Below are 14,719 nucleotides of genomic sequence, written 5' to 3' on the forward strand. Positions count from 1 at the left end.
TGTTTATTTGTTCATATCAATTTAACATTTAACTTTGTAACATGCAATTTACTGCCAAGCAGATAAGCGAATTTTTAGATGGTGTCATTGAGGGGGATGCAACTGTAGAAGTTGGAGAGCTTTCTAAAATAGAAAATGGCAATGCTGGCTCGCTGTGTTTTTTATCTAATCCTAAATACGAAAGCTACTTATATACTACGCAGGCCTCTGTTGTAATTGTATCTAGCGATTTTGTGCCTGCACAGCCTATTCATAGCACCTTAATTAAAGTTAAAGATCCATATAGCGCATTTTCTGTGCTTTTAGAAAAATATAACGAAGCCCTTAACCAAGACAATAGACCGGCAGGAATAGAGCAACCGAGCTTTATCCACCCCACAGCTAAAATTGGTAATAATGTATATATCGGTGCTTTTTGCTGCATTGAAGAAAATGTTGAAATTGGCGATAATACAAAAATATATACTCAAACGTATGTAGGCGCAGAAACCAAAATAGGTAACGACTGTGTCATCTTTCCTGGTGTGAAAATCTACAACCGCTCAAAACTGGGCAATCGGATAACCATTCATTCTAATGCCGTAATTGGCAGCGATGGATTTGGTTTTGCACCACAGCCAGATGGCACCTATAATAAGATTGCGCAGATTGGAAACGTTGTAATAGAAGACGACGTAGAAATTGGAGCAAATACAACTATTGACAGAGCAACGATGGGCTCTACTTTTATCCGCAAGGGCGCAAAGTTAGATAACCTGATCCAAATTGCACATAATGTAGATGTAGGTGCACATGCAGTTGTTGCTGCTCAGTCTGGTATTTCTGGAAGTACCAAATTAGGCGAAAACTCTGTAATTGGCGGACAAGTAGGCATTGCGGGCCATTTAACTTTAGGTAAAGGCACCCAAGTTGGTGCACAAGCCGGAATTAATTTTAATACAGAAGAAAATAAACAATGGCATGGTAGTCCGGCTCAACCTTTAAAAGAATGGATGAGATCTACCGTTATATTTAAAAAATTACCTGAAGTTGATAAACGTATTAGGGAATTAGAAGCTAAAATTGCAGAACTTACTGCGATCATAGAACATATTGGTACCATACAAAAATAAGGAATGAACGTTAAACAAAAGACGATAAAGGGCGAAGTATCTGTAAAAGGAGTTGGCTTACATACAGGAGCTAATGTAACCTTAACTTTTTGCCCTGCGCCAGATAACCATGGGTTTAAATTTCAAAGAATAGACCTTCCGGGACAACCAATTATTGATGCAGATTGCGATAACGTTACCGACACTGCCCGAGGAACAACCATTTCTCAAAATGGAGCAAGCGTAAGTACAGTAGAGCACGTAATGGCGTCTTTAGTGGGCATGGATCTCGACAATGTATTGATGAAGTTGAATGGCCCTGAAACACCAATTATGGATGGAAGTGCAATTCAGTTTATTGAAGCGTTGGAAGAAATTGGTGTGATTGCACAAAGCACAGACCGCGAATATTTTACCATTCCACATAACATTACCTATACAGAAGTAGATAGAAAGGTAGAAATTGTAGCCATGCCGCTAGATGATTACCGTTTTACTTGTATGATTGACTATAACTCTCCAGTATTGGGAAGTCAACATGCAGGCATCTCTAGCATTGCTGAATTTAAAAAAGAAATTGCTTCTTGCCGTACCTTCTGTTTCTTACACGAATTAGAATATCAGTTACAAAACAACCTGATTAAAGGTGGCGATTTGAACAATGCGATTGTAATTGTAGATAAAGAAGTAACCAAAGAAGAATTAGACCATTTGGCTAAGATCTTTAAAAGAAATGCCATTGAAGTAGCTCCACAAGGGATCTTGAACAATATGGAGTTGCGTTACCAAAATGAGCCAGCACGTCATAAATTATTAGATATGATTGGCGATTTGGCTTTGGTTGGGGTTCATTTAAAAGGCCATATCATGGCAGCTAGACCTGGTCATGCTGCTAACGTTGCTTTTGCTAAAAAAATTAAGGCAGCCATTAAAAAGGAAAAAGGAAAAAAAATCCAAAAAGTATATGATCCAAATGTGAAGCCATTATATGATGTGGTTCAGATTATGGAGATTTTGCCACACAGACAACCATTCTTGTTTGTAGATAAGGTTTTGGAGCTTTCTAAAACGCACGTGGTAGGCGTTAAAAACGTAACCATGAACGAAGATTTCTTTAGAGGGCACTTTCCTGGAGCGCCGGTATTGCCTGGTGTAATCCAAATTGAGTCTATGGCTCAAGTTGGAGGTATTTTGGTTTTAAGTACCGTTCCAGACCCACAAAATTATTTAACTTATTTCTTGAAAATTGACAATGTACGTTTTAGGGCACAAGTTTTGCCAGGCGATACGCTAGTTTTCAGATGTGATTTAATGGAACCAATTAGACGCGGAATTGCTCAAATGAAAGGCATAGGCATGGTTGGCGAAAAGATAGTAGTAGAAGCCGAGATGATGGCACAAATTTCAAAAGTAAAAGAAAGCGAAATAGTATAATGATACAACCCTTAGCATATATACACCCACAAGCAAAAATAGCAGATAATGTTGTTGTTGAACCATTTGCTGTAATTCATAAAGATGTAGAAATTGGCGAAGGCACCTGGATCGGCTCAAATGTTGTGATCATGGATGGTGCTAGGATTGGAAAAAACTGTAGGGTTTTCCCTGGTTCAGTAATTTCAGGTATTCCGCAAGATTTAAAATTTGCTGGTGAGGTAACCACCGCAGAAATTGGCGACAATACCACTATTCGCGAATGCGTAACCATTAACCGTGGTACCAAAGATAAATGGAAAACGGTAATTGGAAAGAACTGCTTGATCCAAGCCTATTCGCACATTGCGCATGATTGTGAAGTTGGTGATTATTGTATCTTTTCTAACAGTACTACCTTAGCAGGCCACATTACCATTGGCGATTATGTAGTATTGGCAGGATTGGTGGCTATTCATCAATTTGTTAAAGTAGGTTCACACGCTTTTGTAACTGGCGGATCATTGGTGCGTAAAGACGTTCCTCCTTATGTTAAGGCAGCAAGAGAGCCTCTTTCTTATGTAGGTATCAACTCTGTTGGTTTGCGTAGAAGAGGGTTTTCTCCAGAAAAAATCAACGAAATCCAAGAGATTTACCGTGTGCTTTTTGTAAAAAACAATAACGTAACCAAGGCATTAGATATCATAGAAGCAGAATTTCAGCCTACCGAAATCCGTGATGAGATTGTCGATTTTATCCGCAACTCTAACCGCGGGGTAATGAGAGGTTTTGGTACTGGAGGCTAGTTTGTAAGGTTGAAGGTATAAGGCCTAGTGGCTTGATATTCATATCTAAATGAACAGTTAACCAGTTAAACAATTGAGCAATTAAACATTAAGGCGTAGCGCATAAGGTTTAGGGTCTTGTACCCCTGTCTAAATGAACAGTTTACCAATTAAACAATTGAGCAATTAAACGTTTGTAAGATTATAAGGTTGAAGACGTAAGGTTTAGGCTCTTGATCCTCAATCTAAATGAACAGTTAACCGGTTAAACAATTGAGCAATTGAACAATAAGGCGTAATGCATTGATCCTCCCGTCTCCCATCTCAATACTATAAATGGAAATCACCCTCAACAATATTGGTCGCAGGTTTAACAAAGAGTGGATATTTAAGGATATCAGCTACACGTTTAAGCAGGGCGAAAATTACGCGGTTTTAGGGCCAAATGGCTCTGGTAAATCGACGTTGTTGAGCATTGTGATGGGTAACCTTACGCCATCAGCAGGTACAATCAATTATCAGAATCCTGAAGAAGTAAAGGTGGAGGATATTTATCAATCCATCAGCGTTGCAGCACCTTATTTAGATTTGGTAGAAGAATTTACGCTGCAAGAGACCATTCAATTTCATTTTCAGTTCAAGACCTATGCCGCAGGTTTAGATGCCAATGCGGTGTTAGATCTGCTTGGTCTGGAGAAATCGCAGGACAAGGCTTTAAAATATTTCTCATCAGGCATGAAACAACGCACCAAGTTGGCCTTGGCCTGTTGTACCAACTCGCCAATTTTGTTGTTAGACGAACCCACCTCTAATTTAGATACGCAAGGAATAGCCTGGTATGCCTCGCTCATTGAGCAATTTGCGGGCGACAAAATGGTATTGGTAGGGTCAAATCAAGCGCACGAATATTCTTTTTGTGCCCATCAATTGAAAATTACAGATTACAAATAGTATTGACATTTAGTTGTCAAATAGATACCTTTGTGTAAGAAATACAGGGTGAAAAACCAGCCTATTTCTGTTTAAATCCACAAAGAAAAAATATTTTAAAATCACTATTGTATAATTAAAAAATAGTTTATACCTTTGCGCCACGAAATGAGGCTATAGGAATAGGCAAAATTTCAAATAAAATGGCAAAAGCATCTGACATTAAAAACGGAAACATTCTACGATTTAACGGAGAATTGGTACAAGTAGAAGAATTTCTTCACCGTACTCCCGGAAATTTAAGAGCTTTCTATCAAGCTAGAATGCGTAACGTTAAAACCGGAAAATTGGTTGAATATCGTTTTCGTGTTGATGAAGAAGTAGAGATTTGCCGAGTTGAAACCAGCGATTACCAGTATTTGTATGAAGATGGTGATTTTTTAGTAGTAATGGATAATACTACTTACGAACAGTTTAATATTCCGACAATTTTATTCGGTAAAAGTGTTAAATTTTTGAAAGAAGGAATGAATGTAATTATTGCATTTGAAAGTGAGGAGCCAATTATGGCACAAACGCCTTCGCATGTTGAATTAGAAATTACCTACTCTGAGCCCGCTGTTAAAGGCGATACTTCTACAAGTGCATTGAAATATGCAACCGTAGAAACAGGAGTAGAAATCAAAGTGCCAATGTTTATCAATCAAGGCGATAAAGTGAAGATTGATACACGTACAGGCGAATATGTTGAAAGAGTAAAATAAGAATTTTCATAGTTTAGTTTAGGTTTAGGTTGATTGTGGCTTCGGAGTGGTTCCCGAAGCCATTTTTTTTGCTTTTTATTTTAAAAATAGTTTTTACCTTGCGCCTTCAAAAAAAGACCAAATAAAATAGTGATTTGATAAACTAATATGGCAAAAGCATCAGAAATAAAAATTGGTAACATTCTTCGCGTAAATGGAGAATTGGTTACTGTTGAAGAGTGGAATCACCGCACTCCAGGTAAAGGCGGAGCATTTTACACCGGTAAGTTTCGTAACATTAAGTCTTCTAGACTGGTTGAAGCTCGTATGAATACAGACGAACAAGTAGAAATTTGTAGAGTAGAAACGAGCGATTATCAATACTTATATGAGGATGGCGATTATCTGGTAGTAATGGATAACGTTAGCTTCGAGCAGCATAATGTGCCTAAAACATTGTTTGGCGCATCTATTCGTTTCCTAAAAGAAGGAATGAGTATTTTGGTTTCTATGGAAAGTGAAGAACCAATTATGGCACAAATCCCGAACTTTACAGAGCTTGAAATTACTTATTCAGAGCCAGCTGTAAAAGGAGATACTTCTACCAACGCTTTAAAAAGCGCTACTTTAGAAAATGGCGTAGAAATTAAAGTACCTATGTTTGTAAACCAGGGCGATAAAATTAAAATTGACACCCGTACCGGCGAATACGTAGAGCGTGTAAAATAATATAATGTTCCTGAGCCTAGCAAAGGACAACAAAAATAACAGATGGCTTCGGAGTAATTTCTGAAGCCATTTTTTTGTAATTTCGTTTCACCATTAACTTTAATTCTTCCAATCAAGATGCTTAAAGCAGCCTTAAGAAAACAAGCCTTAGCGCAACGCAATGCATTAACGAGCGTAGATGTGGCTTTGGCTAATAAAAAGCTGTTGGAGGGCTTTAAAACGCTCGATTTTAGCAAGATCAAGAGCATACATCTCTTTTTGCCTATTGTTCATCAAAAAGAGCCTGATACCTTCTTAATGATCGATTGGTTAAAAGAAAATCATCCAGAAATAACAATCGTGGTGCCCAAGGCAGATTTTAGCACTAATCTAATGAGTAATTTCATTTACTTGGACAGCGCTGATCTCTTGAATAACCATTACCAAATCCCCGAGCCACAAAAAGCGAAACCGTTTGTAGGTACGCCAGATATGGTTGTAGTGCCTTTGTTGGCATTTGATCAAAATGGATATCGGGTGGGCTATGGAAAGGGTTTTTACGACCGTTTTTTACAAGGTATCACCACACAAAAGGTAGGATTGTCTTTTTTTGAGGCTACAGAAAAAATTATTGATGTACATTTGAATGATATCCGATTGGACAAGTGTATTACACCAAATGGAATTATTGATTTTAATCCTTAATTTTATAAAATTACACTAAGCCGAAAACTAAACTGAAATCTCAAAATTGAATCAATCATGGAAAAGGAATTTAAAATAACTTCAGCTCAACAGTATGAAGACACAATGATTACCATTTTTGAGATGCAGGAACAAGAAGATCCTTTAACAGCTGCACAAAAAGCAGAAATGGAGCTGATGATGAAGGCTGCCGCTAAATACGAGGACGAAGTGCTTTAATAAAATCGCTCACCAAATAGGCAATCGCTTTTCCTGTTCTTTGATCGTTTCTCCCATCCTCCATGGTAATCGCCCCTTCGCAAAGATGTAGATAGCTGTACTTTTTGGTGTTAGACAAAAGAATTTTTCTAATCTCGTTTAAAGCAAAGCCAGAGGGGCTGGTAGCACTCGACAACACATTTTCAATGCTGTCTAAATCTATTTCTAAACCACAAGGTTCTTCAAGGTCATCTGTAAAGTTGAGCCAATTGGTGGTAATGGTTTCCTTGCTTTGAAGCAGGTCCTCAAAATAAGTAACGGTTATCTTTTTATTTGTAGCAATTTGTGCTGGTAAAGCCTGGTTTACATAATTTTGGTGGAGGCCAAATATCCGATACGCATTTAAATAGCCATTTTGTAGGGCATAGCTAAAGCCATTGCCACTGTGCCTACCTTCTGCTGGGTTGCGCAAATCGGCATGGGCATCTATATTTACCACATTAAGAGCTTGTTTTAAGGCCAAAGCACTACCCCAGATAAGCGGAGCAGCATTGTTATGCCCACCCCCAATTACAATAGGTATTTTACCTGCAGCTACTATTTTTTCTATTACCGGAAATACCAACAGGTCAGTTTCTGCAACTTTTTTTCTTAAGCCCTCCACACTTTGGTCGGCAGGTTCTGCAATCTCAAAATGGCCCAAAACCAAAATTTCTTCACCTTGTAAAAAAGGATTGCTTTGGATATTGAGTAATGTTTTTAAAGCAACAGGCCATGCAGTTTTCGCCCCAGCAATACCATGGTTTGCCCTTACTCCAATATCTTCAGGGATGCCCAAAAGCACAAAAGATGCCGTACTATTTTTAAGTTCATCTAATGAAGAAATGACCGTTACCTTTTCGCCCAATTTTTGTTCGCCAGCCCTTTGGTTAACCAAGGTGAGGAGATCTTTTTGAGTATATATCTTTAAGCTATCCATTGTAAATCTCCCCATTTAAAATCACCGTTTCTATTTGCGATTGTCCAAAACTATAGGGTAGAAAGGCTAAAGATGGAATAGCCCTAGTGATGAAGATATTTGCTTTTTTGCCGATGGCAATGCTACCCACTTCATTACTTAGTTCCATAGCGGCCGCACCGTTTAAAGTAGTAGCGTTAATGGCTTCTTCGGGTAACATTTTTAATTTGATACAGCCCAAAGAAACCACAAAATTCATGTTTCCAGAAGGGGTTGAGCCAGGGTTATAATCGGTAGCTAATGCAACGGGTGCATTTGCATTTAATAAACCTCTGGCATTGGCAAAAGGAATGTTCAAATAAAATGAGCAAGAAGGCAGTAAGGTGGCAATGGTGTCGGCATTTGCCAAGGTGTTGAGCACCGCTTCATCCGTTTCTTCTAAATGGTCTACAGAAACCGCATGGTGTTTTACACCTATTTGTACGCCTCCAGAAACGGAAAGTTGATTGGCATGTATTTTTGGTTTCAAACCATGTTTTGCTGCTGCAGTTAACAATTGGTCTGTTTCTTCTACAGAGAAAAATCCTTTTTCGCAAAAGGCATCCATGTAGTCGGCCAAGTGCTCTTGGGCCACTATGGGCAATAATTCGTCAATAATGAGGTTGATATAGCCTTGATGATCGTTTTTATAAGCTGTAGGGTAAGCATGTGCCGCCAATAAAGTGGCTTTAATAGGGATGTTAAAGGCAGTTTTTAATCTTTTGATTACCCGCAACATTTTAAGTTCACTTTCAACCGTCAATCCGTAGCCGCTTTTAATTTCTACTGCCCCAGTTCCTTGTTTAAGCATGTCTTTCAGCCTTAACCTGGCGCTTTCAAAGAGTTCATCTTCAGTGGCGAGCTCTAATTTACGGGCAGAGTTTAAAATACCACCACCTGCTGCGGCAATATCTTCGTAAGTTTTGCCCGCAATTTTCATTACAAATTCTTCTTCACGTGGGGCTGCAAAAACAATGTGGGTGTGGCTATCGCACCATGATGGACAGACAAACCTTCCACTCGCGTCAATGGTTGATGAAAGATGTAAAAGGGAAGATGGAGCAGTATCCATTGTCCCAAAATCTTTGATTAGCCCATCTTCCAATAAAAGCCAGGCATTTTCCAGCACAGGTAAATTAGCCATTTCGCTACCACGTAGTACTAATTTTTCTTTTGGGTGAACGCCAACAAGACCTTTGATATTTGTAATTAACATAATTGGGTTAGGGGTTATAGGTTATGTGTTACGAGTTATGGGTTTGGGTGTTTAAACTAGTAATGGTGTGTAGGTTACAGGTTGTGGGTTTGGGCGCTTGGACCTTTAACTCGAAACTCATAACCCACAACTTTTTATTATGGTTTGGGCGCCAAGACTTTTAACATACAACCCATAACTCACAACCTCTATTCTATTTCTAATAAAACTGGACAATGATCAGAATGCAAGGCATCTGGAAGGATTTTTACATTTTTCAATCGACTTTCCATTGGTTGGGTTGCCAAATGATAGTCAATGCGCCAACCTAAATTCTTTCCTCGAGCACCAGCTCTGTAGCTCCACCAAGTATAATGGTGTGGATCTTTGTTAAAGTGCCTAAAAGTGTCAATAAAGCCATTGTTCATGAACAACTCCATCCATTCTCTTTCTTCTGGTAAAAACCCAGAAGAGTTGGCATTCGATTTAGGATTATGGATATCAATTGGCCTGTGGCAAATGTTATAATCGCCAGAAATGATCAAGTTTGGATGTGCTTTGCGCAACTCATCAATGTAGCCATCAAAAAAGCGCATAAACTCATATTTTTTAACCTGTCTTTCATCGCCACTAGAACCAGAAGGCATGTACAAGCTCATTAAAGAGAAATTATCAAAATCAGCCCTTAAAATTCTTCCTTCTGCATCAATCCAAGGCTCTCCGCAACCGTAGGTAATGTGGTTTGGTTTAATTTTCGTTAAAATAGCCACGCCGCTATAGCCTTTTTTCTCGGCAGGGAACCAATAATGGTGATAGCCCAATTGCTCAATCAATGCTACAATTTCGGGGATCTGCTCTTTCAAAGCTTTTACCTCTTGTAGGCAAACCATATCTGCATCAGTTGCTTGGAGCCAATTGAAAAAACCTTTTGTAGCTGCGGCACGAATGCCATTTACATTGTAAGAGATAATCTTCATTTTATGTGTTTTTCTTGGCCGCGTTTTTAGCCAGTTCTTTTTCTAGTTTTTTAGCTTCTCGTTTTTTTAAGATGGTCACCGTCATCGGGATATCTGTTTTGGGTCGATTTGCAGGATTGGTAGGTTCTGCAGCAATGGCATCGACCATTTCCAACCCTTTCACCACTTCGCCATAAACGGTATAATTGCGATCTAAATGTGGTGTGCCTCCAATGGTTTTATACACCTGACGTTGCCATTCAGGTATTTTAAACTTCATACGTTTGGTTTCGGTAACGTTTAACAGCGAATCTGTCCATACTTTGCCCTGCACAATATAAAATTGTGAGCTGCTCGAGGCTTTGGTAGGGTTGCTGGCATCGCCTTCTCTGGCTGCTGCCAATACACCTTTTTTATGGAATAGGCTATCCCTAAATTCTGGTGGAATGGTGTAGCCTAAATCGCCACTGCCCAAAGCAGAATCGGGTTTTGCTGTTTTTGAGTCAGGATCACCTCCCTGGATCATGAACTCCTTAATTACACGATGAAATAACGTACCATTGTAAAAGCCTTCTTTAGCCAATTTGATAAAATTATCTCGGTGTAAAGGGGTTTCATTATAGAGCCTAACAATACATTCGCCCTTCGAAGTCGCAATTTTTACATAGGTATACTTCGGTTTTGCTGCATAAGCTTGTATAAAACAGCAGCTTAAAATCAGGAGTAAGAATTTTTTCATCAGATTATTTCAAGTATTTTCTAAAAGTTGTTGAATACCTATCGCCAAATTTAATATGTATTATACGATTTAGCTTTATTTTTGTTGGTTTATCATCAAATTTGCCTGCGGGGTCATATTCTTTAATGCTAACATAATTTTTAGTAACCTCTATAATTGGACCAATAGAAAATCCAATATAATCTTTTTTAAGGCTTTCAATAATGATATGATAATCGTACTGTTTGAGGCAATTCAATACAGACGCGCACTTTTCTAATTCAATTTTTTTATCAATGCCGTAATCACGATCAGTTATCCCTTCAGCTTTTAAGATTTTTTGTTGTGTTTGATCATATTTATTATGTCTGATACTTTCAAAACCATTTTCACCAACGATAGCATAACCATCCAGCGTAAAGTCTGAATCCAATTGTAATAATAAAAACTGTTTTGATTTTGCTAAAATAAACCCAGAGATATTGTTTTCTCTACCGAGTAAAGTCCTATAAATAGTAACTAAATCTTTGTTTTCGATATGTTTCTGTAACAGCTTTTCATGTTTATTTGTATTTAGATGCTTAGCCATTTGGAGTAGATTTATGCTAAGTTATTTAAAAAAGTAGAACGGATAGACATCGCCACTTAATTTATTTACCAATTTTTAACACTTTATAAAATTTGTTTTCAAAAATTTATCTATAGCTTTGTTAATAATGAAGTTAAAGCAAAAATTAGCAATAGGCCTAAGCACCTTTTACCTGTTCAGTGTAATTGGGGTGGGTTTGAGCATGCATTTTTGTGGAGGAAAATTAGCTTCTGTTGCTTTTTACGAAAACAAAACGGCCTGTAAATATTGTAAACAGGAACCTGTGGCTAAAAAAGACGATGGCTGTTGTAAAAACACCAAGGTTGATGTTAAAGTTAAAGACAGCCACCAAACAGAAAGTTCTTTTAAATTGCCTAAGCTTTTTAGCTTAGATACCTACCTACACCCTCGGGTTAGTGAGGTGATTAAATATTTCTTGCCTAATCTTTTTAGTCGTCTAGAAAATAAGGCTCCCCCCAAATCTACAGGTGTAGCGATACATGTGTTCAATTGTGTTTTCAGGAATTAGCTAAATGAATAATCATGTTATGGCTTCGTAAGCTGTGATGTGCCTTTTTATGCCTTCAAAAGAAGGCAGATCATTTATTCATTTAAAGAAATTCAGTCATGAAAACCACTAAAATTATCATCAGCTTTTTAATGCTTTTTGCTATAAACAAAGTATCGGCCCAAGAAGTAACCACAGTAGAAATGCAGGTAACAGGTTTAACTTGTTCCATGTGTTCTCAAGCTACCGAGAAGTCTTTACGTACATTAGACTATGTAAGTAATGTAACTCCAGATCTCAATAAAAACCTTTTCATCATTACTTTTAAAAAGGACAAAGCGGTAAATTTTGATCAATTGAATACCAAGGTAAAGGATGCAGGTTTTTCTGTAGGGAAATTAGAAGCCACCATGAACTTTAACCAAGTAAAGATTGACGATAATGGACAAGCCATTGTAGGGGCGAATGTTTATCGTTTTGCCAATGCTAAAAGCAAAGTTTTAAACGGTCCGGTTAAAGTAAATGTAATTGACAAGAGCTTTATTTCAAATAGCAGCTTTAAGCAAAAAACGAGTACCGTTAAGTTTGACTCATATGCCAGCGGAACAGGACTAATCAACGGCAAAAAAACTAGGATCTATCATTTAAGCATCTAAAAATGAGCTATAGAATAATGCTGTTTGCACTGTTATTGTTCGGTGTAAATGGAGCTGTTTCTGCTCAGGAACTGTATGTTTTTACAGAGCCTGCAAGCAATATGCCGGCTAAATCGATAGGGGTAAGGTTAACCAACGAAGGAATGTTCAGCCCTGATTTTAGGAGCAGGACCATGGGCGAGGTAATGGTGGGTGTAAATAAGAGCATCATGTTTCATGTACAAGGATTTTTGTCTGATATGGATGGCAATTACCGATTGGAAGGAGGCAGTTTGTATGCCAAGTACCGGTTTCTATCGTTAGATGAGGCCCACAGCCATTTTCGCGGAGCAGCTTATGGAAGAATCAGTACCAGCAAAAGGCCAACTTATACCGAAGACATTAACCTAGAAGGAGACAATTCTGGCTGGCAAGGCGGATTGATCTTTACACAGTTGATTCATAAACTGGCCTTGTCTGCAACATTGGGGTATAGCCAAAGCTTTGCTTCAAAAAGCAAAGCCCTTACTGGATTTGCCCAGCCAGATCAAATGTTGAACTACAGTTTGTCTAGTGGATACTTGTTGTTGCCATTTGTGTATAAAAACTATAACCAGCCCAACTTTAATTTATATGTTGAGTTGCTAGGAAAGACAAACCCGGCCAATGGAAACTCTTATCTGGATATTGCTCCGGCGGTTCAGGTAATTTTGAACAGCAGAACCAGAATAGATTTAGGTTATCGTTTTCAGGCCACTGGAAATATGGAAAACAGGTACTTGAAAAACATGTATCTGGCCAGAGTAGAATTTAATTTTTTTAACGCATTAAAATAAAAAATCATGAAAAAAGTATTAGTAATCGTTGCGCTATTGAGCATTATCATTTCTTCGGCTGTAAAAGCGCAGAGTACCGTAGCAAAGAGCCAATTTAACAACACTTTAAAAGCTTATTTCGACACTAAAAATGCATTGGCCAAAGACAATGTAGACTTGGCTGGAACAAGTGCTAAAAGCCTAACAGCTACTATAGCAGCTTTCCCTGTTAAAACATTAACTGCGGCACAACAAGCAGAATGGAAAAAACAAACGATAGAACTAAAGAAGTATGCCACGCCAATTGTAGCAGAGAAAGATTTAAAAGCACAAAGAAAAAGTTTTGAATACGTGTCTTCGGCAATGATTAAGTTGACAAAGGCAATGAACATGAACAGTACAACGGTTTACATTCAATATTGCCCAATGGTTAAAAGAAGCTGGTTAAATGATGTAGAAGCCGTTCAGAATCCATTTTACGGAAGCAAAATGTACGATTGTGGAGAGGTAAGTGAAACAATTGCCAAAAAATAGGATGAAGTTGTATATCAAAAATATGGTATGCAGTCGCTGCGTTATGGTGGTTCAGACTGAGCTCGAAAAGCTTGGTCTGCAACCTCTTGATATACAGTTGGGAGAAGTTCAATTGGAAGAAGTAGAGGCGCAAAAAATCTCCTTGGAAGTAATTGAAGCGGCCTTGAACAAATTTGGTTTTGAACTGCTTACCGATAAGAAAAAGCAATTGACCGAGCAGATTAAAACAGCGATTATTGAGTTGGTTCATTATCCTACTGAAACGTTGAAAATCAATCTTTCAGATTATTTAAGGGCACATTTGCATATGGAATATGCCCACTTGAGTACCGTTTTTTCTGAAACAGAGCACAATACCATTGAGAAGTTTTTCATTCAGCAGAAGATAGAAAAGGTAAAAGAACTGCTTACTTATGGCGAGCAATCGCTCAGCGAGATCGCTTATCTACTTCATTACAGTAGTGTAGCCCATCTGTCAACCCAGTTTAAAAAAGTGTGTGGGGTTACTCCTTCTGATTATAAACTGAACCAACATACTGTTCGAAAACCTTTAGATGAAATTTAAAGAAGGTTACAAAAAAGGCTCGCAAAATCTAATTTGCGAGCCTTTTTTGAAATAGCCGATGTTTAGGCCAATTACCTATCGATTGAACCCATTACCCTTTGGGCAAATTCATTCAATGCATCTTTTTCTAAAGCGCCATCATTCACTCTTGAATGAACCTCAAGGGCACCACAGATATTGGTGATTAGTTCTCCTGCTACATCAATTTCTGCTTCATTTACGCCTCTAAATTCACAAAAAGCTTCTAGCACCTCTAAGGTTGCTTCGAGCTGCTCAGGGCTGCTATTTTGGAACAATTGTCTGATTACTGGAATCTTCATGATTTTATTTTTTGAAATAACTCCGTTAACACTTCTGTTTTATTGGTTTGCACTTGGTCTACCAAGGCTCCTCCTTCAAAAGCTGCAAAAGTTGGCAAGTTGTCAACATTGGCCAGTTTACGTGAGTTGGGCAATTTTTCAGCATCAACAATCAAGAAAACAACGTCTTCGTTTTCAGCAGCCAATTTTTTAAATTTTGGCTTCATGATTCTGCAATTGCCACACCATGATGCCGCATATTGAACCATTACTTTGTTGTTTTCAGCAACATATTGTTGAAGGCTATCTTCTGTTAATTCTAAAAACATATTTTC

Annotated in this window: 20 protein-coding genes; 13 read left to right on the forward strand and 7 right to left on the reverse strand. The window is 38.1% G+C overall.

All coding sequences use genetic code 11. From position 1 onward, the window contains the following. Window positions 1-41 precede the first annotated feature (41 nt). The 8 genes from lpxD to AQF98_RS22195 all read left to right on the forward strand — a co-directional run bounded on the left by lpxD (window position 42) and on the right by AQF98_RS22195 (window position 6,594). Window positions 42-1,112: a UDP-3-O-(3-hydroxymyristoyl)glucosamine N-acyltransferase gene (gene lpxD / locus AQF98_RS20615; RefSeq protein WP_055133858.1), complete on the forward strand. Its 1,071-nt coding sequence runs from the start codon at window positions 42-44 to the stop codon at window positions 1,110-1,112. Window positions 1,113-1,115: 3 nt separating this feature from the next. Beyond that, window positions 1,116-2,525 (forward strand): bifunctional UDP-3-O-[3-hydroxymyristoyl] N-acetylglucosamine deacetylase/3-hydroxyacyl-ACP dehydratase, encoded by a 1,410-nt coding sequence (locus tag AQF98_RS20620; protein ID WP_055133859.1) that lies wholly within the window; start codon window positions 1,116-1,118, stop codon window positions 2,523-2,525. Beyond that, window positions 2,525-3,310 (forward strand): acyl-ACP--UDP-N-acetylglucosamine O-acyltransferase, encoded by a 786-nt coding sequence (lpxA, locus tag AQF98_RS20625; RefSeq protein ID WP_055133860.1) that lies wholly within the window; start codon window positions 2,525-2,527, stop codon window positions 3,308-3,310. Before AQF98_RS20620 ends, lpxA begins: the two co-directional genes overlap by 1 nt. Before the next feature lie 315 nt (window positions 3,311-3,625). Then, window positions 3,626-4,240 (forward strand): ABC transporter ATP-binding protein, encoded by a 615-nt coding sequence (locus AQF98_RS20630; RefSeq protein WP_055133861.1) that lies wholly within the window; start codon window positions 3,626-3,628, stop codon window positions 4,238-4,240. Window positions 4,241-4,422: 182 nt separating this feature from the next. After that, window positions 4,423-4,983, forward strand: coding sequence for an elongation factor P (gene efp, locus AQF98_RS20635; protein WP_055133862.1), 561 nt, complete (start codon window positions 4,423-4,425; stop codon window positions 4,981-4,983). 147 nt (window positions 4,984-5,130) lie between these two features. Beyond that, a complete protein-coding gene (gene efp / locus AQF98_RS20640) occupies window positions 5,131-5,691 on the forward strand; it encodes an elongation factor P (protein ID WP_055133863.1) in 561 nt (186 codons plus the stop codon). 117 nt (window positions 5,692-5,808) lie between these two features. Beyond that, a complete protein-coding gene (locus tag AQF98_RS20645; RefSeq protein ID WP_055133864.1) occupies window positions 5,809-6,375 on the forward strand; it encodes a 5-formyltetrahydrofolate cyclo-ligase in 567 nt (188 codons plus the stop codon). A gap of 57 nt (window positions 6,376-6,432) precedes the next feature. Then, on the forward strand, window positions 6,433-6,594 hold the full coding sequence (locus AQF98_RS22195; RefSeq protein ID WP_161805896.1) for a hypothetical protein: 162 nt from the start codon (window positions 6,433-6,435) through the stop codon (window positions 6,592-6,594). Here AQF98_RS22195 and AQF98_RS20650 read toward each other — a convergent pair. From AQF98_RS20650 to AQF98_RS20670, 5 genes are all read right to left on the reverse strand, one after another. Continuing rightward, window positions 6,569-7,552: a formimidoylglutamase gene (locus AQF98_RS20650; protein WP_055133865.1), complete on the reverse strand. Its 984-nt coding sequence runs from the start codon at window positions 7,550-7,552 to the stop codon at window positions 6,569-6,571. The genes AQF98_RS22195 and AQF98_RS20650 overlap by 26 nt on opposite strands. Continuing rightward, the gene (gene hutI / locus AQF98_RS20655) at window positions 7,545-8,786 is read right to left on the reverse strand and encodes an imidazolonepropionase (RefSeq protein ID WP_055133866.1); all 1,242 of its coding nucleotides are present in this window, start codon (window positions 8,784-8,786) and stop codon (window positions 7,545-7,547) included. Before hutI ends, AQF98_RS20650 begins: the two co-directional genes overlap by 8 nt. A 188-nt stretch (window positions 8,787-8,974) precedes the next feature. Further along, on the reverse strand, window positions 8,975-9,742 hold the full coding sequence (locus AQF98_RS20660) for an exodeoxyribonuclease III (protein ID WP_055133867.1): 768 nt from the start codon (window positions 9,740-9,742) through the stop codon (window positions 8,975-8,977). Window position 9,743: 1 nt separating this feature from the next. After that, complete coding sequence (locus AQF98_RS20665; protein WP_055133868.1) at window positions 9,744-10,460, reverse strand: peptidylprolyl isomerase; 717 nt, start codon at window positions 10,458-10,460, stop codon at window positions 9,744-9,746. A gap of 4 nt (window positions 10,461-10,464) precedes the next feature. Then, entirely contained in the window at window positions 10,465-11,028 is a 564-nt protein-coding gene (locus AQF98_RS20670) for a hypothetical protein (RefSeq protein WP_055133869.1), read from the reverse strand. A gap of 127 nt (window positions 11,029-11,155) precedes the next feature. Between AQF98_RS20670 and AQF98_RS20675 the strand changes: the two genes are divergently transcribed. From AQF98_RS20675 to AQF98_RS20695, 5 genes are all read left to right on the forward strand, one after another. Then, the gene (locus AQF98_RS20675) at window positions 11,156-11,557 is read left to right on the forward strand and encodes a hypothetical protein (RefSeq protein WP_055133870.1); all 402 of its coding nucleotides are present in this window, start codon (window positions 11,156-11,158) and stop codon (window positions 11,555-11,557) included. A gap of 98 nt (window positions 11,558-11,655) precedes the next feature. After that, a complete protein-coding gene (locus AQF98_RS20680) occupies window positions 11,656-12,192 on the forward strand; it encodes a heavy-metal-associated domain-containing protein (protein ID WP_055133871.1) in 537 nt (178 codons plus the stop codon). 2 nt (window positions 12,193-12,194) lie between these two features. Continuing rightward, window positions 12,195-13,007: a hypothetical protein gene (locus AQF98_RS20685; protein WP_055133872.1), complete on the forward strand. Its 813-nt coding sequence runs from the start codon at window positions 12,195-12,197 to the stop codon at window positions 13,005-13,007. Between the two features lie 6 nt (window positions 13,008-13,013). Next, a complete protein-coding gene (locus tag AQF98_RS20690; protein ID WP_055133873.1) occupies window positions 13,014-13,520 on the forward strand; it encodes a DUF3347 domain-containing protein in 507 nt (168 codons plus the stop codon). Between the two features lies 1 nt (window position 13,521). Further along, window positions 13,522-14,085 carry an AraC family transcriptional regulator gene (locus AQF98_RS20695; RefSeq protein ID WP_055133874.1) on the forward strand — a complete coding sequence of 188 codons (564 nt, stop codon included), beginning with the start codon at window positions 13,522-13,524 and terminating at the stop codon, window positions 14,083-14,085. A gap of 71 nt (window positions 14,086-14,156) precedes the next feature. Here AQF98_RS20695 and AQF98_RS20700 read toward each other — a convergent pair whose 3' ends face one another. Then, window positions 14,157-14,405: a hypothetical protein gene (locus tag AQF98_RS20700; RefSeq protein WP_055133875.1), complete on the reverse strand. Its 249-nt coding sequence runs from the start codon at window positions 14,403-14,405 to the stop codon at window positions 14,157-14,159. Continuing rightward, window positions 14,402-14,713, reverse strand: a complete 312-nt coding sequence (locus tag AQF98_RS20705) for a co-chaperone YbbN (RefSeq protein ID WP_055133876.1) — start codon at window positions 14,711-14,713, stop codon at window positions 14,402-14,404. Before AQF98_RS20705 ends, AQF98_RS20700 begins: the two co-directional genes overlap by 4 nt. Between the last annotated feature and the right edge of the window lie 6 nt (window positions 14,714-14,719).

This window comes from Pedobacter sp. Hv1 (assembly GCF_001412215.1).
Taxonomy (GTDB): domain Bacteria; phylum Bacteroidota; class Bacteroidia; order Sphingobacteriales; family Sphingobacteriaceae; genus Pedobacter.